The following is a 20203-nucleotide window of genomic DNA, read 5'->3' as shown; positions in this document are numbered from 1 at the left end:
CACGGCTTAAAAGCCCTAATTCATAGGACCTCGCTAATGTTCGCCAATATCTCTATTTCTGAATTTGATCCAGAAATTGCTCAAGCAATCACTCAAGAAGATGCCCGTCAAGAAGCTCATATTGAGTTAATCGCATCTGAAAACTATTGCTCACCAGCTGTTATGGAAGCACAAGGGTCAAAACTCACTAACAAATATGCGGAAGGTTATCCTGGCAAGCGCTATTATGGCGGTTGTGAATATGTTGATGTGATCGAACAATTGGCGATCGATCGTGCTAAAGCATTATTTGGTGCTGACTATGCAAATGTTCAGCCACACGCAGGTTCTCAAGCAAACTCAGCAGTTTATCTTGCTTTACTCAACCCAGGTGATACTGTTTTAGGTATGAGCTTGGCACATGGTGGTCATTTGACCCATGGTGCTAAAGTCAACTTCTCTGGTAAATCATATAATGCTGTTCAATATGGTTTAAATACAGAAACGGGTGAAATTGATTACGAAGAAGTTGAACGTTTAGCAGTAGAGCATAAACCTCGTATGATTGTTGCGGGTTTCTCTGCATATAGCCAAATTGTAGATTGGCAACGTTTCCGCGAAATTGCGGATAAAGTTGGTGCATATTTATTTGTAGATATGGCTCACGTTGCTGGTCTAGTTGCAGCAGGTGTCTATCCAAGCCCAGTGCAAATTGCTGATGTAACAACGACGACTACGCATAAAACTTTGCGTGGCCCTCGTTCTGGTTTAATCCTTGCAAAAGCAAACGAAGAAATTGAGAAAAAACTTCAATCTGCTGTATTCCCTGGTAACCAAGGTGGTCCATTGGTTCATGCTATAGCAGCAAAAGCAATTTGCTTTAAAGAAGCAATGATGCCTGAATACAAAGAATATCAAAAACAAGTGGTTGTAAATGCTAAAGCAATGGCTGAAGTATTGATTTCACGTGGTTATGATGTTGTATCTGGTGGTACAGAAAACCATTTATTCTTGTTGTCTTTAATTAAGCAAGATGTGACAGGTAAAGATGCTGATGCTTGGTTAGGCGCTGCTCATATTACTGTAAACAAAAATGCTGTACCAAATGATCCACGTTCTCCATTTGTTACTTCAGGTATCCGTATCGGTACGCCAGCAGTAACAACACGTGGTTTTGGTGAAGCGGAAGTTCGCGACTTGGCGGGTTGGATTGCGGATATCCTCGATGCAAAAGGTGATGAAGCTGTGATCAATGCGGTTAAAGCAAAAGTTGAAACGGTTTGTGCAAAATTCCCCGTTTATGCTAAATAAGCATTAACTTGAGAAGGCCTCCTCTCAAGGGGGCTTTTTTTATGGTTGTTCAATAAGCTTAAACATCGAAGTAAATATCTGTTATAAAAGAAGTAGATTATGGGAGTTTATTGATACTTCGTTTCATGTTTCCGACATATAGGTTGCATGCTGTAGTTTACGGCTTGTGGCTTAATTTATTTATAAAATGTCAACAGACCCATTATAAATCGCTGCTATACCCAAATGATGTGAAAGATCGAAGGAATTAGGCACATGGCTAGTAAACCAAATATTATTATTTCAGAACAAGATTTACATCGCTTAGAAACGATGTTGGAACATCAGTCGAAGTTGACTGTGACGATGCAACATTTAGAAGAGGAATTGGCGCGAGCAGATGTGGTTGCGCCTCAAGATATGCCTCCAAATGTAGTAACCATGAATGCAAAAGTCTTAATCACCATTGCACCATCGACGGAAGCAACCGAAATTACTTTGGTTTATCCACATGATTTTCGTGGTGAGACAGGGCAGGTCAATGTTGTTGCACCTGTAGGTACTGCAATTCTTGGATTGGCAGAAGGGCAGGAAATTGAATGGCCACAGCCAGATGGTCATTTGATGAAAGTAAAAATTGAAAAAATATTGTATCAGCCAGAAAGAGAAGGCGATTATCTCTAATAAATGTCAAAATTAATGATATTTACGTGACCAAATTAAAGCCCAGTAATCACTGGGCTAAATTTTGTATAAAAACCGAAAGTTAAAACCCTGAAGTTCTCCCTTTGCTTGGATATTTAAATTGATGTTGAATATCTAATTTATAAATCTGTTTCGGATTTAAATCAATTTGCCATTGGTTGATATTGGGTTGTCCATTCCATTGTGTTGCAGTCGGTGGAATATTATAGGTCGATTGAGTGCTGAGTTTACCGTTCTGGCTTTGTGGTTCAGGTTCAAAAATCGTAACCTGAATTGGATAGTTATGCAGGTTCTGTACTGAATATTGCTGTTTTCGTATGGTTTCAGATTGAGTACCTTTGACTGGATTTTTTTTGTCGGTTAAATCAGTGACTTTAACTTGAATTTGATCATCTGTACCAAAGCTCATTTGAAGTGCTTCATCTGCGCTATTGCTCCAAGCTCTTTGCCCAATATAGTCGCCATCACGATATAGTTTTACAATTCCAGAAGGCCAATTTTGATCAAGTTTTGAAATTTCAGCATTAATTGTGGCTTGAGTACTCTGTTTTGGAATCGCCCAAACTGAAAGTTTAGCCGCATATTGTTCAGTACTTAAAGGTAAATAGATTTGTTGTTGGCTGCTTGGAATGGATGCTTTGGTTTCTGAACGAAATTCAGTACTAAAATTTAAATCAGCCGTTTGAAACTGTGGAAATTGAGGGGGCGATTTTTTTACTGCGGCAGTGGACTTTCTATCATAACTCATTTCAGCCATTGCAATAGGTGCGGGTGCTGGATAAATTGGTCGTACTGGTTCTGGTTCATAATAGTTTACCCACCATTGTTGGGGTTGAACTTGTTGAATATAGTTTTGTGGGGTTGCTGTGGATAATGCCAATTTAACATTGTTCCAGTCTTCACCAGTTTTTTGAGCAATCATTGCCATACGTGTCAGCTTGATTTGCTTGGTTTGGGTGTTTAACTCAGCTTTATAGATCGGCTGCCAGCGTGCATAAGGAACCATATAGCTAATTTTAATTTCACCCCGTTGTGGGGCATTGACATAAAATTTTAGTGTTCGCTGATTAAACTCACTATCTCCAATGGCATTTAGATCCTGTTCAAGCTCTTGTAAGCGTTGTTGTAATTTTTCTTTCTCGGCCTTGGCTTGGTCAATGGCAATAAAAGCCTCGTAAGCCTGTTTACGGACTTTTGGCGCGGAACCTTTAATGACATTTTCTAAGAACTTATTTTGTAATTCAGCAGCTTGAATAATCGAGTTTTGTTCAGAAATCTGTTTTTTTATGCTTTCAATGTGATGACGTAATTGAGCAGATTCATTTCCTGCAGGTTTATCAATTGCACTATCTGTATGAGACACAGCATTGACTTCAATATTGCTACTTTGATATTGCAATTGGTCTATATTGAAGTTTGCTGCAAGCCCATTTAGTGTAATGAGTTGTTCTCCTGCTTGTACTGGAAAGCTTCGTTCGATTTTTGCCAGTGTGGGATACAGGGTGACTTGTTGAATGGGGGCGTTGGATAAGTTAAGCGCAAAACAATATGTTGAAGGAGCGCATAAAATAGTGAGTTGGAGTGCTGTTTTTATATTCATTATGAGGGGCCCTAAAATACATTCGATTAATTTTAAAGCTAAAATGTAGCAGAAAGTCATACAAATCAAAATAGTGATATAAGCATTTAAGGATGCTTGAACGTAATTGAGTATTGAGGATTGGCTAAATTTTAGACCTAAGAGAAAGCTTATTTATATTTAACTTGATGGATTTTTCAGCTAGTTTTGAATAATTGCAAGATCAAGTCAAACAAATTAAAAAAATTAAGTTACACTGAGTCATCCAAAAATTGAAGGGCTGAACATTGAAACAATCATGCACAATACGGGATAAGAAATTTCCTCCTGAATTAAAAGCATGGTTGTATGCACAAGGTTCGCTGACTCAACAATTGACTGAGGCAGCAGGTGGGCGATTTAAAGTTCAACCGATTCATGAGCATTATCAAAGAATGACCTTGTTAGATAGTCAATGGATGCTAATGTCGCATCAACACACCTCCTGGGTGCGTGAAAGTTATTTATTTGGTTGTGATGAACAACCTTGGGTCAAGGCAAAAAGTATATTTCCCATTTTAAGTATCCATGGCAAAGCACGTTTGTTTAAGCACATCCGAACGCAGCCAATTGGAAAATATTTATTTCAACGTACCAATCCGTTATGTGAACGCCGTGTTTTAAAATTAGAAGAAGGTTGGACGCGGCAAAGTTGTTATACTTGGCATGGTTGTAAATTTATTGTTCAAGAAACTTTTTTACCTGCTTTTGAGCAATTTTTACATCAACAGAATATTTCAAAATAGAGTATTTAAGGACTGTCATGTCGATAGCGCAACAAACCACTTGGCGACAACGGTTAGAAGCTTATTATTATCTATGTCGCTTTGATAAACCCGTTGGAACAGAATTGGTTTTGTGGCCCACCATGTGGGCATTATGGATTGCTGCAGATGGAATTCCAGATATTGTAACGCTGGTTGCAATGGTCTTAGGAACCATCTTTATGCGTGCTGCGGGTTGTGCAATCAATGATTTTGCTGATCGTAAAGTAGATGCCCATGTAGAGCGGACTAAACATCGTCCACTCGCAACTGGAGTCATCTCTGCTAAAGAAGCGATTTGGGTCTTTATTGGCTTGGTTGCAGCGAGTGCCTGTACATTATTCTTCTTACCGATTGCGACTTTTTATTGCGCACTTGCAGGATTAGTGCTTGCATTTATTTATCCATTTATGAAGCGTTATACCCATTTACCGCAAGTGGTGTTAGGAATGGCATTTTCTTGGGGGATTCCGATGTCATTTACTGCAATGGGAAAACCCTTAGATTGGACCTGTTGGTTGCTTTATTTTGGGAATTTAGCATGGACAGTGGCTTACGATACTCAATATGCAATTACAGACCGTGAATATGATTTAAAAATTGGGGTCAAATCAACAGCTATTCTTTTTGGAAAATATGATATTGAAATCATCTCTTTGTTGCAATTGACCAGTGTATTGTTGATTGGTTCGGCATTATATTTAGAAAACATATTGATTCCGTTTGGCTTGATTACATTATTATTGGTTGTTGCTGATTTCATTTATCAATGGTCAAAAACTAAAGATCGTGATCCACAATTATGCTTTTGGGCATTTAGGCACAATCGTTGGGTTGGTTTAATCATCTTTATTGGAATTTTTATTGCATTAATTTGATTTTTTGAATTTAAATTTAAGATTACAATCTATATTTATCTATTATTTTACTATTTAGTTAAAAGCATTCTAGCAAGATGCTTTTTTTTATGCTTAATTAGTGGTGAACAGGGAGCTGTTCAAACAATAAAAACTGAGGACTTTTTAATGAAAGTAGGATTTAAACGGACACTATTAGCTATTACTTGCGGTTCAGCATTATTATTGACTGCATGTAATGATGATGATAATAACTGGAATAATTGGGGTTCAAATAAGGATTATGTATCTGAAAATACATATAATTCTGATGTAATCAATGAGGCTACATCGGTCAAAGTCATGACTTATAATATGCCAAATGTACTTGGTGAAACCAAGAAAGCCACAGCGATGGTTTTCATCCCCAAAACAACACGACCTGCAGATGGTTGGAAAGTTGTGGTTTGGGAGCATGGCACGGTGGGCGTTGGTGATAGTTGCGCCCCAAGTAGAAATAAATTTAACCCACGATTTAAAAATATGGCGCAAAGCCTGTTAAATGAAGGTTATGTGATTATTGCTCCAGATTATGAAGGCTTGGGTACACCAGGTATGCATCCGTATTTAAATCTAAAGAGTGAGGCTAACTCAGCGATTTATGCAGTGAAAGCATATAAAGAGCGCTATGGTAATCAGATCAATGGTCAATGGATGTCTGTCGGGCAATCGCAGGGTGGGCATGGTTCTTTAGGAACTGCTGAGCTTTCCAATAGTGATGCCAATTATAGAGGTGCTGTCGCAGGCGCACCTGCCTCAAGTTTAGGTGATATTATTTCTGTCGTTGCGCCACAAGCAATTCAAAGACTTCTTCAAGCTGGGCAGGTAGCTACCGCGATTGATGTATATGCAGAATTATTGACATATACTGCTTATGCTACTGTGGGTATAACAGCAAGTGAGCCTAAGTTTAATTATCGAGAAGTTTTTAAAGAGCGTTCAAGAGATATTGCTGCAGAGGCTGAAGGTTCAACAGGTGAAAATGGCTTATGTTTCGATGACTTACATAAGAAATTTTCCGATGATATTCGTGATTATATTGTTAAAAATCCTGGCAAAACCGTTTTAGACTATCCCGCATTGGTCGATACTTTCCAACAAAATCCGACGGTGAAAAAATTCTTAGCTGAGAACCAACCTGCAACCAAGAGAATTAATAGCCCAGTAATGATTATTCAGGGTAAATTAGATATGGCAGTACCTTATCAAGTGACTGAAAAATTACAGCAAGATTTAAAAAATATGGGTACAGATGTGACGTTCTTACTTGTAGATGAAGCTAACCATATTGAAGCGATTGTTGCAAAGAACGCTGAATTGGTTGCCTTTATTAAAAAGCATATGCCAACCACAAAATAATGGCTTTAAGAGAAGCATCCAATCATTTGCTGTTCTTAGTAGTTAAATAGAAAGTAAAAAAAGCAGAGTTTTTATTAAAGCTCTGCTTTTTTTATCTCAATGTATGGCCGTTTGTACATTTTTTACCGAAGATCGAACAGGTTTTTTACCAAATGAAAGGTGATTAAAGAAAATATTGAGTAATACTGCTGCTATACACGTTGCGCTTATTCCTGAATGAAATAAAGTTTGGAATACTTTGGGAAAGGCATGAAAGAAATCAGGGCTGATTAAAGGAATTAAGCCGACACAGATTGACACAGCAACGATGATGAGATTGGATTGGGTTTGATAATCCACTTTAGATAATGTACGAATACCACTTGCTGCAACACTACCAAATAAAACAATACCTGCTCCACCTAAAACAGGCATCGGAATCGCAGCAATTAAGCGTCCAAAAATCGGTAATAAACCCAGCACAACTAAAATAGCGCCACCCGTTGCTACTACAAAACGACTTTTCACACCTGAAATGGCAACCAGTCCCACGTTTTGAACAAAAGCACATTGCATAAATGAACCAAATAATGGCGCAATCGCAGAAGATAGCATGTCGGCTCTTAAACCATCTGCCAAACGATGACTATCCATTTTTGTATCAACAATTTCACCAATCGCTAATAGGCTGGCTGTTGTTTCAGTAAGGATCACAATGGTCACGATACACATGGTTAAGATAGCGGACATTTCAAAGCTGGGTAGACCAAAAGCAAATAGGTGTGGAAAAGCAAATAAATCACCATCGCTCACTTTTGAAAAGTCGGCAACACCAAGCAGGATGGTAAAAATTGCACCAACAATAATTGAAATGAGTACGCCTAGTCGCGCCATTGTAGCTGAACCAAAGCGGCTCACCACAAGTAGTATACCGAGGGTAAAGGCCGCAATCCCAATATTTTCCAGTGAGCCCCATTCGGGAGCTTTAGGATTACCGCCCATAATCCAGCGGATTGCAACAGGTAAAAGTGAAATCCCAATAATAGTAATAATTGAACCCGTCACAATCGGTGGAAAGAAACGCACTATTTTTGAGAAAAAGGGGGTAATCAATATCCCGAAAATAGAACTGACAATCACAGCACCAAAAATCGTTTGGATATTTCCCCCAGTTGTACCAATCGCGATCATGCTTGCGACAGCAGCAAATGAAGTGCCTTGTACAATTGGGAGTTTTGCACCAAACCACTTTATTCCAAGCGTTTGTAGTAATGTTGCCAAACCACCCACAAGAATAGATGCCGTAATTAATAAGGCAATTTCAGCTGCATTTAAACCGATCGCCGTGCCTACAACCAAAGGTGCTGCAATCAGACCACCATACATGGTGAGTACATGTTGTAAACCAAATGTTAGGTTCTTTCCTGCACTTAAAACTTCATCTTCAGGTTGAATTTTTTTAATTTCAGTATTCATCTTAAAACCTTTATGACTTTGCCATCCATGCATTACAAAGAGCAATTTATATGCCAAATGGTCAATAAGTGTAAGAAAAATGCTTTTAGTGAACGCTAAAACTTATTTGCTTGAGGTTGATATTTAAATTATTTCTGTGTGTAAAACAGGTTGCTTCATAGTGGATAAAGCTTAGCGTGTTTAGATTGGTTTTATAGTCAACCTGTCAAACAAATTAGACAAAAGAATAGAGATTCTCTTAATTAATATTTTTAATTAAATCAATTGTATTGGAAAATAAATTGTTTGATTATAACAAGATTGCAATATCACACATTAGTTTCAAAGTTTAAATATTTTTGCCTAGGCGATGCCTCACTCTTGCGTTGCAAACAAAGCAGTGCTTTGTTCTTGCTCAGATGAAAAGATGACAAAAATCTCGCGTTGGGCGAGGTTACGTCCTGTGCTCCCACATTTGTATACAGATGTGGCGGCATCCCTGTCTCCCTACGGTAGGATAACTATATAGGATTCAAAAGTATGAAAAATGAATTAATAACCAATAGTTTCTAAAATTTCATAAAAACTTAAGTTTTATTTATGATTAATGACTTGATGGGTTTGAGAATAGATAAAAAATTGTGCTGTACCTACAGCAAGTACACATGAGGCAAGTATAAATTGCTGATGATAGGAGACACCCCAATGCTGTAAGCTACTAAAACAGATTCCACCGACCAATTGGGTTACAGCAAAAGCTAATGTTGCCATGCTCCATAGTTTTTTATAGGCCACATGATAAAGATGTAAAATGGTATATGAAGTAAGGAAAACCACAGCAGGATTAAGCAAACCAGTAAAAAAGGATGATGTATAGGTAAGGATTGGATGAGTTGAAAAAATAGCAATCAAGATCGCAAAAACATACAGACTATATAATATTTTTAATGCGGTAGAATTGCCGAATTTTCGAGCTAATAAGTAAGCACTGATTGCACCTAAGGCACTGCCTGCACCATACAAAATCCAATTCAAGTTAATCAAATATAGATTAAGATGTAGGGTGTTTTTAAGATAATCAATCCAAAACAATGAGTGAGGAACATAGGCAAAAGCACTAGAAGCATAGACAACCAGCAAACTAAAATACATACCATTAACTGTCCCTGTTTGATTGTTTGTTACGTTGATATGATCCAGATGATCTTTAAACTGATTGAGTAAATAAACAATGACCAAACAAATGACAGCAGAGAATGCAAATAAAATCATCCATGCAGATTGTGTGTTGATTCTGTCAAGATAAGGCAAAAACAGGGTTGCCAATAATACTCCAATGCCAATACCACTAAAGCCGATAAAATTGATGGTTAGCCGTTCTTCAGCTTTGCTGCAATGTGCAACAATACTGGGAGCTAGGATCATCAATAAGCCACCACTGATGCCTGAAATGACTCGCCAAAAGACATACCAGCTTTCGGGAAGACCTGAAAAAGCACAGCTGAGTAAACTCACCGTTCCAGAAAATGCCGCCAAAATGATATATCGAGGCATGGTAAAGTTTTGAGGCAATTTCATTGCCCAAAATGCACCAATTAAATACCCCAACAAATTTGCACTGCTTAATATACTGGCAAAGCTGGAGTCCCAATGATAAGCAAGACGGGTAGAGGGCAATAATGCAGTATAGGAAAATCGGAGAATGCCAATGCCTAAACACATACACAGGCATAGGAAGATACTCAGCTGAATTTTATTCGATCCGATCTTGGTCATTATGCAGATTATCCATTTTCCGTTAATTCACCTTAAGGTGAATTTAAAAAAATGACAATAAATAATCAGTATTTAGTTTAGGAATAATCAAGGCTTATTCACACAACTTAACCAGAGGGTAAAATCGGAGCTTATTGCAGGATATGTACGATTAAGATCAAGGGCTAAGTCACTTTAGATCATTGTACAATTATGAATTGAACATGATTTAAAACAGATTGACCCATCGACAAGCAAAAATTCGTAAGGATTAAGCTTATAGATTGGCATCTACAGGGTCTCCGATCGTATAGTAATGTCCACCTGCAACATGATGTAGGCTTTTCCATTCAGCACCAACTTCATGGTAATACCAGTGGCCATTGCGAAATACACGATCATCCGCATACGCAGCGACGACTTTGCCTATAAATAAATCATGGCTTTGTTGATTATGCGGTTCAGGAATCAGTTCACAGATCAACCATGCAGCGCAGCCTTCAACCGCAGGGAGCTGAAATCCCTCAAATTGGAAAAGTGGCGTATGGCAGTGTGAGAGTTTTTCAGGGTCATTAAACTGACTGATTGAGCCTAATTGTTGTACCAGTTTAAGTTGTTTGAGTGTCGGTACCTGTAGGATGAAATGCCCTGACTTTTCAACTAATTCACGAGTTTTTGTACTTTTGTCTAAAACCACACTCACTTTGGCAGGCACAAGTTCTAGGGCACAAGCCCAAGCTGCTGCCATAACATTGTTTTCGTTTTCATACTGGGCTGAGACAAGCACGGTTGGACCGTGATTTAACAGGCGATAAGCCTTAGAAAGTTCAACAGTTTGGATATGTGAATTCATAAGATGGCCTATATTCTGGGTGTTAGTCTTTATTTGTATAAGCTTATACAAAAAATTCATGAGTAAGCTAAAGTAATGTTTTTATTATTAATAGTACATGTTGAGAAAACAACACTTAAATATCAAAAAATGCTAAAGACTATTGGATATTTCACAATAAGCTTATAATAAAACGATCAAAACTATTGGAACTCGAATGAACTATACGCTCATTTTGAATATTGTCATATTCATTGCCTTGATCATACTGCTGATGCAAACCAGAAAGACAGATTGGAGTCTGGCTAAAAAAGTGTTTGCCGGTTTATGTTTAGGTGTGGTATTTGGGCTAGGATTACATTGGGTTTATGGTACAAATTCTGAAATTTTAACTGAGTCTATTCAATGGTTTAATATCGTTGGAAATGGTTATGTTAAGCTTTTACAAATGGTGGTGATGCCATTAGTGCTGGTCTCGATCCTGAGTGCTGTGATTAAGTTACATAATGCATCCTCATTAGGCAAGATTAGTATTTTTAGCATTGGTACATTACTAATTACCACATTTATTGCCGCTTTGGTTGGCGTGTTTGTGGTCAATCTATTTGGATTAAGTGCGGCTGGTCTTGTACAAGGGACACAGGAAACAGCACGTCTTGAAGCAATTCAATCTGAATATATTGGTAAAGTCACAGACTTAAATGTACCTGATTTTATTTTATCTTTTTTGCCAACAAATCCATTTGCTGAACTCACTGGGGCACATCCAACCTCAATCATTAGTGTGGTGATCTTTGCTACGATGCTCGGTTTGGCAGGGCTTAACCTGATCAGAGATGATGCCGAAAAAGGCCAACGTATCGTCACTGCAATTGATACTTTGCAAGCGTGGGTGATGAAGTTAGTTCGATTGGTGATGACGCTTACACCTTATGGTGTATTTGCCTTGATTACGAAAGTCGTAGCAAGTTCTAAAGCCGCTGATATTGTTAATCTTGGTGGTTTTTTGGTTGCCTCTTATCTGGGGCTAGCCATCATGTTTGCAGTACATGCAATTGTATTGTTGCTGACAGGCGTTAACCCAATCCGCTTCTTTAAAAAGGTTTTACCTGTATTAACCTTTGCTTTTACCAGCCGTTCGAGTGCTGCAAGTATTCCATTAAATATTGAAGCACAAACTCGCCGTTTGGGTGTGCCTGAGTCTATTGCTAGCTTTTCTGCTTCATTTGGTACAACGATTGGACAAAATGGTTGTGCGGGTCTATATCCTGCGATGCTTGCGGTGATGGTTGCCCCAACAGTAGGGATTAATCCACTTGATCCGATCTGGATTTTAACTTTAGCTTGCGTAGTGACTTTAAGTTCAATTGGCGTTGCAGGTGTCGGTGGTGGTGCAACCTTTGCTGCACTGATTGTTTTACCGATTATGGGTTTACCCGTAACTTTGGTGGCTTTGCTGATTTCCATTGAACCTTTGATTGATATGGGGCGTACTGCGTTAAATGTTGATGGTTCGATGACTGCAGGTGTTGTGACCAGTCAATTGATGGGGCAGACAGATCAAAGCATTTTGCTTTCAGATGAGAGAGAAGAGTTAAAACATAGTTAACCTATTTTTCAATATTATTTAAACGCCATAAAAAACACCTAAATTACATTTAGGTGTTTTTTTTCAACTAAAGTTTATCAGTCAAACTCTGATTCATTAAATGCATATTCATTACACGCTGATTTATTAAAACAAGTCAGAGTATTCACGACTATAAATAGCAGTTTATCACGATCATATTTCTGATAAATATGATGGTCTGCTGGTGCTAAAGCGTTCTATTTTGCAGCTTGATTACACTCAGCCAATTCTTTTGAATTTTTTGTCCAAATTTTTCCAGCAGAATTTTTATAGAAGGTGATTTTTCCAATTCGAGAGACCAAACTTTGGCATGAGTCGATTGAAAGTTGATTGCCCCAAGGACCAGACATTCGACATACAGTACCATCGCATTTCCAAACCACATTAGGGCCATTCTCTATAGGTACGGTAACTGTTCCTTTATGTGTGGTTCCAGCAATCCAAATGGTATCGGCTGCAAAAGTCAGTGGAGAACATAGGATTAGGCTGCTTATAACGACGCTTTTGAGTTTTATGCTTATTTTCATCGTGCTTATTCCATCATTATTGATCTAGGAAAGATTATAAACTTCAAATGAATCTATAAAACAGGTGTATTTTGAATGGTCAATACGATCAAGCTTCAACTGTAACCATTTTAAAACTTAGACTGTATCTGTAATCATTTTTAGTATTGCTTAGAATAGATTAAAATGAGGAGTTTTGACAATGAAAATGTACCACGTTGATGCTTTTACACAAGAATTGTTTAAGGGCAACCCTGCTGCTGTATTGGTCTTAGATGACTGGCTGGATGATGCTCTGATGCAAAATATTGCCTTAGAAAATAATTTGGCAGAAACTGCTTTTGTCAAACGCATGGATGATGAAAATTATCAAATTCGCTGGTTTACACCACAGGTTGAAGTCGATTTTTGTGGGCATGCAACCTTAGCTTCAGCATTTGTTTTATTTAAAGACTATACCCAAGCGAAGACGATTCATTTTCATGTTAAAGATTTGGGTATTTTTATCATCCAGCAAGCTGAGGATGGAAAGATCCTGATGAATTTCCCGATTCGTCAGCCACAAAAAGTGATCGATTATCCAGCGTTATTGAATCATGTCATTGATCAGCCTTTTAAAGAAGTCTACCTCAATGCGCAAGCGTATATTTTAATTTGTGAATCTGCACAAGATGTGATTGATGCAACACCAAACTTAACCAATATCCGAAAAATTGCAGAACAGTATCATGTGAGTACCGCATTAACTGCTGAGTCTGCAGGCTATGATGTGACCATTACCGCAGCTTCAAACGATTATGATTATGTTGCTCGCTATTTTGCTCCACATAAAGGAATAGATGAAGATCCTGTAACAGGTTCAATGCATACTGGTCTAGCGCCCTTATGGGCTGAAAAGCTAGGTAAAACACAACTTATTGGTTATCAGGCATCAGCGCGCGGTGGAAAATTGTTTTGTGCTATTCAGGATAGTCAACGTATAGAAATTTCAGGCTATGCACAGTTATTTATGCAAGCTGAGATTTTTATTTAAATTGATTTTAAGATAGACATGTTCAAATCATTACAAAAGCCGTTGAAATAAACGGCTCTTTTTTCAAAACTTTACTATAAATTTTGTTCAGAATTTCTTAAGATGTTTAGCTTATAAATGTTTAAAATTTAAAAAATTCTGGATTCTCCTATGCTCATGCAGTTGAAAAAACTCACCTTGTCGCTTTGTATTCTTGGTTTTAGTGCGTCTAGTTTTGCTCAAGCCATCCTGGTTAAATCTGAACATAATATCGAAGAATATAAGCTAGAGAATGGCTTTAGAGTTTTACTTGCACCGAATGACAAAGAAAGTAAAGTCTTTATGAATACGGTTTATTTGACCGGTTCATTAAATGATCCACAAGGCAAAGGTGGTCTTGCACATTTACTTGAACATTTAGCCTTTAAAGGCACACAAGATGTAAAAGGTGAAGAATTTCAACGCCGTTTAGATCAATATACGTTAATGACCAATGCCAGTACCGATTATTATTCGACTAAATATACCAATATTGTACGCCCAGACCAAAACACCCTAAATGAAGTGATTTATTTAGAGTCACAACGTATGGACAAATTGGTGCTTCAAGAACAATTCGTTCCTTCAGAAATCAATATTGTGATGCGCGAACGCGAAGTGCGTATGGATCAGCCTTTTGCTGTGCTGATGGATCAAATGTGGAAAGCAGCCTATGGCAACAAGTCATTAGGTCGTTTACCAATTGGTGATCTTGCTGAACTACAGTCAATTAAAATGAATGAATTGAACAAATTCTATAAAGACTGGTATGCACCGAATAATGCGGTAATGGTGATTGCTGGTAAATTTGATAAAGCAGAAGTTTTAAAAGCCATTGATAAAAACTTTAGTGCGATAGCTGCACGTAAGATTCCTCAACAAGCAACAGTACCTTTACTTGATTCTTCAACCATAAAAAATCGTAATTTTGTGGTGAAAAAGGGCAGTGATCTTGCCAAATTCAATATTTATATGAATGGTAAGAATGAAAAAATTCAGCCAGTATTAGCACTTGCGCCATATTTATATACCTTACAACCGAGTGGTCATCTATATTCCAGCATGGTAGAAACTGGTGTAGCGACCAATGTTCAGTCGACAACATGGTTAGATGATGATTTTAATTTGGTGTTTATGGGGGCGATTTATGCACCAAACCATGATGCTCAAAAAATTGACAGTGCGTTGATTGCCGGTGTAGAAAAAAATAAAAGCTTTGATGATGTCGAATTAAAACGGGTTAAAAATCTAATCCAGAATGCCAACGAGAGTTTATTGACCAGTGCTGCTGCTGTTGGTGGTATGTTAAGTGATTATGTGGTGTCGTCTCATGGTAATTGGGCACAATATTTTAAAGATCAACAAGCCATTCAAAAGTTAAGCGTAGCTGAAACTAATGCAACTTTAAAAGCATTTTTAACTGAACAGCACCGTTTTAATGGTGATATTCAACCGACACCTGAAGACCAGAAAAAGGCCTTAGAGCAAAAGCAAGCTGCTGAAAAACCAAAAACTTTAGATCAACAAGCTGCTGCAGTAGAACCGTTAAAAGATGTCAGTGTTTATCAAGCGGAAGTTGCCCAATATGTTGAAAAATCGAAACAATATTTAACTGCAACAGAGAAAAAGATTCAACGTGGCACTTTAAAAAATGGGATGAAGTATGCTTTATTCCCAACCTCGACACGTGATGATAAAACCTATGCAACCATTGAGGTTAATTTTGGTACAGCTGAATCTTTAATGAATAAGGCACAAATTCTCGATTTTACGGCTTATTTATTATTACGTGCTTCTGAGCAATATAGCTTACAGAATATTGCAGATAAAACTATTGAAGCAAGTGGTGCAGCAACTGCGACGGCATCGGATAACGGGATTACTATTCAAATTTCAGCGAAAAAAGAAAAATTTGAAGAGTTCTTTAAATATATCGTGTCGGTGATGAAGAGCCCTAAGTTTGAACAATCACAATTTGATTTAATTAAATTACAAAGTTTATCTAGTTTGGATCGACCATATACTGAGCCTGAAACAGTATCCTCTTTAACCATTGCGCGCCTACTTGAAACCTATCAGCCAGGTGATTTACGTTATCATTTTGAACCAGAACTGGCTAAACAACAGATTCAAGCAGCAACCAATCAACAAGTTATTGATTTGTATAAAAAATACTTTGCAATGGACCATGCCTTTATTTCTATCACTGGGCAATATGATGCAAAACCGATCAAGAAGTTACTTGAGCAACAATTTGGAAATTGGTCAGCTAAACAACCTTATCAGCGTTTATCAACAGAATTTACCCCTTATAAAGCGCAGAAAGTGCATGCCCTTTCAGAACAACGTGAGTTTGGTAGTTATCAAGCTTTGCAGACCTTACCTGTAGGTGTAGACAATAAAGATGCCGCAGCACTGATTGTCTTTAGTTATATTTTGGGTGACTCGCAATTGTCTTCACGTTTAGGACAAGAGCTTCGTGAAAAAAATGCGTTGGTTTATGGTTTTGGTAGTCAATTAAACTTGGACTCTTTTAATGAAGCAGGTGCATTGTCGATCGAAGCCAATTACACAGCAGGAAAATCTGCTGAAGTATCGCAAGTGGTGCGTAAAGTGCTGAATGACTTATTAGCGACTGGAGTAACCAGTCAGGAGTTGGAAGCGGCTAAAGCCAATATCATGAAGCAACGTGTAACGTCTTTAGAAGATGAACGTGTGATTCATCGTATGTTAAACAGCCAGCTTGAACGCAATAAGAAAATGGATAGTCGTGCTTTAAGAGATCAAGAGTTTGCTCAACTGACCAAAGCGGATGTAGATGCTGTGATTAAGAAGTATATTAAACCTGATCAATTGGTTGAAGTGATGGCTGACCAATATGGTCAAGCTCAGAAAAATCTAAATTGATGATTTAATTACTCATTGACTTAAGGAAGCCATACATTTGTATGGCTTTCTTTTTTATAAAGATACAAGATTTATAAAAAAGAGCCGTCAAACTGTACTAATTTATATTCATTAAACTCAAAAAACCGAGGTATTGGACCTCGGTTTTCAGTTTAACGATGCTTGAAAAATAAATTATTTTTCAACAAATGCGCGTTCAATCACATAGTCGCCTAAAACACCCATTTTAGGTGATTCTTTGAGGCCGTGTTGATCAAGGAGCTCGACAACATCGTCAAGGAATGCTGGGCTACCACACAGCATTGCACGGTCAGTTTCTGGATTAAAACGTGGTAAGCCAATTTTTTCAAATAATGCACCAGATTCAATCGCAGTGGTTACACGACCTTGCGTATGGAAATCTTCACGGGTCACAGTTGGGTAGTAAACCAATTTGTCTTTAATACCTAGCTCTTCAAAAAACTCATTGTTTGGAAGTTCGTTGAGGATCAGGTCTTGGTAAGCCAATTCAGAAATAAAGCGTGTACCATGTACCACGATAACTTTCTCAAAACGTTCATAGGTTTCAGGATCGCGAATCGTTGATAAGAACGGTGCTAACCCCGTACCCGATGAAAGAAGGTATAAGTTTTTACCTGGATTCAAATCATCAAGTACCAAAGTACCTGTAGGTTTTTTTGAAATTAGAATTTCATCGCCAACTTTTACTTTTTGCAAAATAGAAGTTAAAGGACCATCAGGCACTTTAATTGAGAAAAACTCTAATTCTTCTTCGTAGTTAGCGCTTGCAATAGAATATGCTCGCATTAAAGGCTTACCATTGACTTCAAGACCAATCATCACAAATTGACCATTTTTAAAACGTAATGCAGTATCACGTGTGGTCTTAAAACTGAATAGAGTGTCATTCCAGTGGTGTACGTGAGTAATCTTTTCGACGTTGAAAGCAGCCATTAAAGGTCTCAATAAATTATCAAATTAGAACAGCCTGCTATTCTAATCTAAAATCATTCTCGATAAACTGAATATATTTAATTGAACTTATCAGAAAAAATGATTATGACTGAGTTAAGTCTCCCGATTATTGGGATTATGCGTTCTCCTTATGTTGAAAAATTTGGTATTCCTCGACAACCAAATCTGGTTCAGGTGGAGTCTTTTATCGAAATGCATGCACCCTACAACGTCTTGGAAGCATTTGAGGGAATCGAAGAGTTTAGTCATTTATGGTTGATCTGGCAGTTTCATGACAATAAAAATCAACAAGATAAAGATAAATTCCGTCCTCAAGTGAGGCCACCACGGTTAGGTGGAAATAAAAAAATCGGTGTATTTGCAACACGCAGTATGTATCGTCCTGCACCGATTGGCTTATCTGTAGTACAACTTAAAGCCGTTAAAAAAGAGGGTAATGCAGTTCGTGTATATGTGACAGGCAGCGACCTTTTAGATGGTACGCCAATTGTCGATATTAAACCTTATATTCATTATTCTGATGCTGTGGATGCGGCGCAAAGTGGTTATGCCCAGCATGAGCCTGTTCGTAAACAGGTTATTTGGTCTGAGCATGCACAGCAATTAAAAAGTAAATTTCTTCAAACAGCTGACATGGACCAAAAATATATCGCTGAACTTGAGTCGGTACTGGCTTTAGATCCTCGACCAGCTTATCAGCATGATGATGCACGTATTTATGGAATGCGTTTTGGGAAATTTAATATTAAATTTAGTTGTGTAGAAGAGGGGATCCTGATACAGGGCATTGAGTCGTTCAGTTATTGAAAACGTGATTCCATATCCTGCTTAAAACTTATGCGCTTTTGTTCGCAGTGATCGGAGCATCTCGGTTTAAAGAGCAGGAGAGTATCTACAATTACTCTAAAGTGGCTGTCTTGGCAAACTGCAGCAAATCTTGTTGTGATTTCAGCAAAAGCCGTTGCCGTTCTGCGGCAACCCAGCCCAAAGCAAACCAGACTTGGGGTTCTGTTTTGACCAATTTTTTTAACACATCTTCAGCAACAATCAGGTCATTGTAGAGACCTAAACTTTCTTGAGCAGGTTTAATGGCTTTTAAATATTTTTTGACTTGGCTTTTATCCGATAATGATGCTACAAACTCAATACTATAACGCAAACGCTTTAAGTTTTTACGAGTACGGTGCCGTGCTTCGATGTCTAAATTTAAATAGTTTTTCGCATCAGTTTGAATTTTGCGATGTAATTGCCTAACTTTTTTAAATGCTGCTTTATGTACAGCTATTTGAGATTTTTCATTTGATTCTTGGGCAATAAATTGAATCAGGGATAGGACTAAATAATTAAAATTAAAAGATCTAAACAGTTTGGTTAATTTTTGCGAATCAACATCTTGAGGTTCTGGAAGTTTAAACTTAGGTGCACCAGCCGCTTCAAGCTGAGGTAATAACTCTTCTCGAATCATATCTAAATCACGAGCCGAACCAAGTTGTCTAAATAGTTCGGTTAACTGAGTTTGCCAAGTGGGATCGATATGCAAAGACCAATTCGAAAAGGTTTTTAAAGCGCTTCTTAAGCGACGTATTGCCACACGTGCCTGATGAATATGTTTGGAATTAAAGTTTCCAGATGCAATTGCTGTACTGTTGGGGAGTAGATGAGATAGACAATTATTCACAATCTTTTTTAATGCATTCTCAGGATGATCCTTTGAATCAAGAATAAGTGGCGTTTGCAACTGTACGGGATTGTCTGGAGTATTTTGTGCAAGCTGAAAACCTTGTTGCGCTTTGCTACGGGTATCAAGCCATAAGTTATAGCGTTTCATCCGAGGTAAGATAAAAGAAATTAGATCTTGAACAGTACCTTGTTTCAGTTCAAATTCTAATTCACGTAATGCGAGATGCTGTTGATGGGCGATGATATGACCATGATCATAACTGACTTCAATTTCACTATTTTGAAATTTAAATAAACTGAGTTTTCTTTCGATGTCTGTTTGAAACTGAACTTCTAATCCGTCTTTATGTTGCTCTAATAAGCGTTTAATATTTTTAGCAATATGCTTATTACTGAGATAATTTTTTAGATCTAATCCTATTTCTGAGCTTCCGATGTTTTCCTCAAATTCTGCACGTTTGAGTCTTTGTTCTGTTGGAAGTTTGAGGGTTTGTACCCATTGCTTATTTTCTTGATCATCTTCAAGGCGTTGACGAAGCGAAATGGAATGCTCAGACAAAATAAATTGTGCCGTATCATAGTATTTGGCTTGTAAGTGCTGAATATTGGTATCTTTTCTTTGAAACGCTTTAATGAGCATTTCTTGCTTTTCTTCAGGTATTTGGAATTTCAATTCAATTTCAAACATGCTTATCGTTCCATTCTATTAGGGTCTGTTGACAATTCGTCTACGTTTGCGACTAAGAGTGTTTTTTAGATGATACAAGGCACGAAATATGAAATTTAGTCATTCTAAATAAATAGTTCGTAACGATGTAGCAG

The 20203-nt window shown here is 37.7% G+C and carries 16 protein-coding genes; 9 read left to right on the top strand and 7 right to left on the bottom strand.

What is annotated here, in order from left to right:
• The first annotated feature begins 36 nt into the window (after positions 1-36).
• The gene (gene glyA, locus AC4CVF_RS12635) at positions 37-1290 is read left to right on the top strand and encodes a serine hydroxymethyltransferase (RefSeq protein ID WP_262085493.1); all 1254 of its coding nucleotides are present in this window, start codon (positions 37-39) and stop codon (positions 1288-1290) included.
• Positions 1291-1545: 255 nt separating this feature from the next.
• Entirely contained in the window at positions 1546-1953 is a 408-nt protein-coding gene (rnk, locus tag AC4CVF_RS12630; RefSeq protein ID WP_234622805.1) for a nucleoside diphosphate kinase regulator, read from the top strand.
• Positions 1954-2035: 82 nt separating this feature from the next.
• Here rnk and AC4CVF_RS12625 read toward each other — a convergent pair whose 3' ends face one another.
• Positions 2036-3574, bottom strand: coding sequence for a DUF4139 domain-containing protein (locus AC4CVF_RS12625; RefSeq protein WP_336953865.1), 1539 nt, complete (start codon positions 3572-3574; stop codon positions 2036-2038).
• 266 nt (positions 3575-3840) lie between these two features.
• Between AC4CVF_RS12625 and AC4CVF_RS12620 the strand changes: the two genes are divergently transcribed.
• From AC4CVF_RS12620 to AC4CVF_RS12610, 3 genes are all read left to right on the top strand, one after another.
• Complete coding sequence (locus AC4CVF_RS12620; RefSeq protein WP_336953864.1) at positions 3841-4338, top strand: chorismate--pyruvate lyase family protein; 498 nt, start codon at positions 3841-3843, stop codon at positions 4336-4338.
• A 17-nt stretch (positions 4339-4355) separates the two neighbouring features.
• Positions 4356-5234, top strand: a complete 879-nt coding sequence (gene ubiA / locus AC4CVF_RS12615; protein ID WP_419361313.1) for a 4-hydroxybenzoate octaprenyltransferase — start codon at positions 4356-4358, stop codon at positions 5232-5234.
• 147 nt (positions 5235-5381) lie between these two features.
• Entirely contained in the window at positions 5382-6611 is a 1230-nt protein-coding gene (locus AC4CVF_RS12610; protein WP_419820678.1) for an alpha/beta hydrolase family protein, read from the top strand.
• A gap of 96 nt (positions 6612-6707) precedes the next feature.
• Here AC4CVF_RS12610 and AC4CVF_RS12605 read toward each other — a convergent pair whose 3' ends face one another.
• The 3 genes from AC4CVF_RS12605 to AC4CVF_RS12595 all read right to left on the bottom strand — a co-directional run bounded on the left by AC4CVF_RS12605 (position 6708) and on the right by AC4CVF_RS12595 (position 10653).
• A complete protein-coding gene (locus tag AC4CVF_RS12605; RefSeq protein WP_336953861.1) occupies positions 6708-8066 on the bottom strand; it encodes a nucleobase:cation symporter-2 family protein in 1359 nt (452 codons plus the stop codon).
• A 573-nt stretch (positions 8067-8639) separates the two neighbouring features.
• Entirely contained in the window at positions 8640-9821 is a 1182-nt protein-coding gene (locus AC4CVF_RS12600) for a YbfB/YjiJ family MFS transporter (protein ID WP_490789555.1), read from the bottom strand.
• A gap of 256 nt (positions 9822-10077) precedes the next feature.
• Complete coding sequence (locus AC4CVF_RS12595; protein WP_096733614.1) at positions 10078-10653, bottom strand: flavin reductase family protein; 576 nt, start codon at positions 10651-10653, stop codon at positions 10078-10080.
• A gap of 196 nt (positions 10654-10849) precedes the next feature.
• Here AC4CVF_RS12595 and AC4CVF_RS12590 point away from each other — a divergent pair, with 196 nt between their 5' ends.
• Entirely contained in the window at positions 10850-12241 is a 1392-nt protein-coding gene (locus AC4CVF_RS12590; RefSeq protein WP_034612245.1) for an L-cystine transporter, read from the top strand.
• 218 nt (positions 12242-12459) lie between these two features.
• On the opposite strand, the gene AC4CVF_RS12585 is transcribed toward AC4CVF_RS12590, so the two are convergent.
• The gene (locus AC4CVF_RS12585) at positions 12460-12789 is read right to left on the bottom strand and encodes a DUF8200 family protein (RefSeq protein ID WP_419360368.1); all 330 of its coding nucleotides are present in this window, start codon (positions 12787-12789) and stop codon (positions 12460-12462) included.
• A gap of 181 nt (positions 12790-12970) precedes the next feature.
• On the opposite strand from AC4CVF_RS12585, the gene AC4CVF_RS12580 reads away from it, so the two are divergent.
• On the top strand, positions 12971-13801 hold the full coding sequence (locus AC4CVF_RS12580) for a PhzF family phenazine biosynthesis protein (RefSeq protein WP_490789554.1): 831 nt from the start codon (positions 12971-12973) through the stop codon (positions 13799-13801).
• Positions 13802-13951: 150 nt separating this feature from the next.
• On the top strand, positions 13952-16726 hold the full coding sequence (locus tag AC4CVF_RS12575; RefSeq protein WP_419360364.1) for a M16 family metallopeptidase: 2775 nt from the start codon (positions 13952-13954) through the stop codon (positions 16724-16726).
• Between the two features lie 174 nt (positions 16727-16900).
• On the opposite strand, the gene AC4CVF_RS12570 is transcribed toward AC4CVF_RS12575, so the two are convergent.
• Positions 16901-17680 (bottom strand): ferredoxin--NADP reductase, encoded by a 780-nt coding sequence (locus tag AC4CVF_RS12570; RefSeq protein WP_004721908.1) that lies wholly within the window; start codon positions 17678-17680, stop codon positions 16901-16903.
• A gap of 99 nt (positions 17681-17779) precedes the next feature.
• Here AC4CVF_RS12570 and tsaA point away from each other — a divergent pair, with 99 nt between their 5' ends.
• Entirely contained in the window at positions 17780-18508 is a 729-nt protein-coding gene (gene tsaA / locus AC4CVF_RS12565; RefSeq protein WP_336954490.1) for a tRNA (N6-threonylcarbamoyladenosine(37)-N6)-methyltransferase TrmO, read from the top strand.
• A 91-nt stretch (positions 18509-18599) separates the two neighbouring features.
• Here the strand turns inward: tsaA and AC4CVF_RS12560 are convergent, their stop codons facing one another.
• Positions 18600-20069, bottom strand: coding sequence for a CYTH and CHAD domain-containing protein (locus tag AC4CVF_RS12560; RefSeq protein WP_336954491.1), 1470 nt, complete (start codon positions 20067-20069; stop codon positions 18600-18602).
• Between the last annotated feature and the right edge of the window lie 134 nt (positions 20070-20203).

This window comes from Acinetobacter sp. LipI_19, from assembly GCF_058242925.1.
Note: the sequence above shows the minus strand (reverse complement) of the source record. Positions and strands in the feature narration are given on the sequence as shown.

Coding starts and splice junctions, on each gene's coding strand:
- glyA (WP_262085493.1), top strand. CDS start 37: ATGTTCGCCAATATCTCTATTTCTGAATTTGATCCAGAAATTGCTCAA.
- rnk (WP_234622805.1), top strand. CDS start 1,546: ATGGCTAGTAAACCAAATATTATTATTTCAGAACAAGATTTACATCGC.
- AC4CVF_RS12625 (WP_336953865.1), bottom strand. CDS start 3,574: ATGAATATAAAAACAGCACTCCAACTCACTATTTTATGCGCTCCTTCA.
- ubiA (WP_419361313.1), top strand. CDS start 4,356: ATGTCGATAGCGCAACAAACCACTTGGCGACAACGGTTAGAAGCTTAT.
- AC4CVF_RS12610 (WP_419820678.1), top strand. CDS start 5,382: ATGAAAGTAGGATTTAAACGGACACTATTAGCTATTACTTGCGGTTCA.
- AC4CVF_RS12605 (WP_336953861.1), bottom strand. CDS start 8,066: ATGAATACTGAAATTAAAAAAATTCAACCTGAAGATGAAGTTTTAAGT.
- AC4CVF_RS12600 (WP_490789555.1), bottom strand. CDS start 9,821: ATGACCAAGATCGGATCGAATAAAATTCAGCTGAGTATCTTCCTATGC.
- AC4CVF_RS12595 (WP_096733614.1), bottom strand. CDS start 10,653: ATGAATTCACATATCCAAACTGTTGAACTTTCTAAGGCTTATCGCCTG.
- AC4CVF_RS12590 (WP_034612245.1), top strand. CDS start 10,850: ATGAACTATACGCTCATTTTGAATATTGTCATATTCATTGCCTTGATC.
- AC4CVF_RS12585 (WP_419360368.1), bottom strand. CDS start 12,789: ATGAAAATAAGCATAAAACTCAAAAGCGTCGTTATAAGCAGCCTAATC.
- AC4CVF_RS12580 (WP_490789554.1), top strand. CDS start 12,971: ATGAAAATGTACCACGTTGATGCTTTTACACAAGAATTGTTTAAGGGC.
- AC4CVF_RS12575 (WP_419360364.1), top strand. CDS start 13,952: ATGCTCATGCAGTTGAAAAAACTCACCTTGTCGCTTTGTATTCTTGGT.
- AC4CVF_RS12570 (WP_004721908.1), bottom strand. CDS start 17,680: ATGGCTGCTTTCAACGTCGAAAAGATTACTCACGTACACCACTGGAAT.
- tsaA (WP_336954490.1), top strand. CDS start 17,780: ATGATTATGACTGAGTTAAGTCTCCCGATTATTGGGATTATGCGTTCT.
- AC4CVF_RS12560 (WP_336954491.1), bottom strand. CDS start 20,069: ATGTTTGAAATTGAATTGAAATTCCAAATACCTGAAGAAAAGCAAGAA.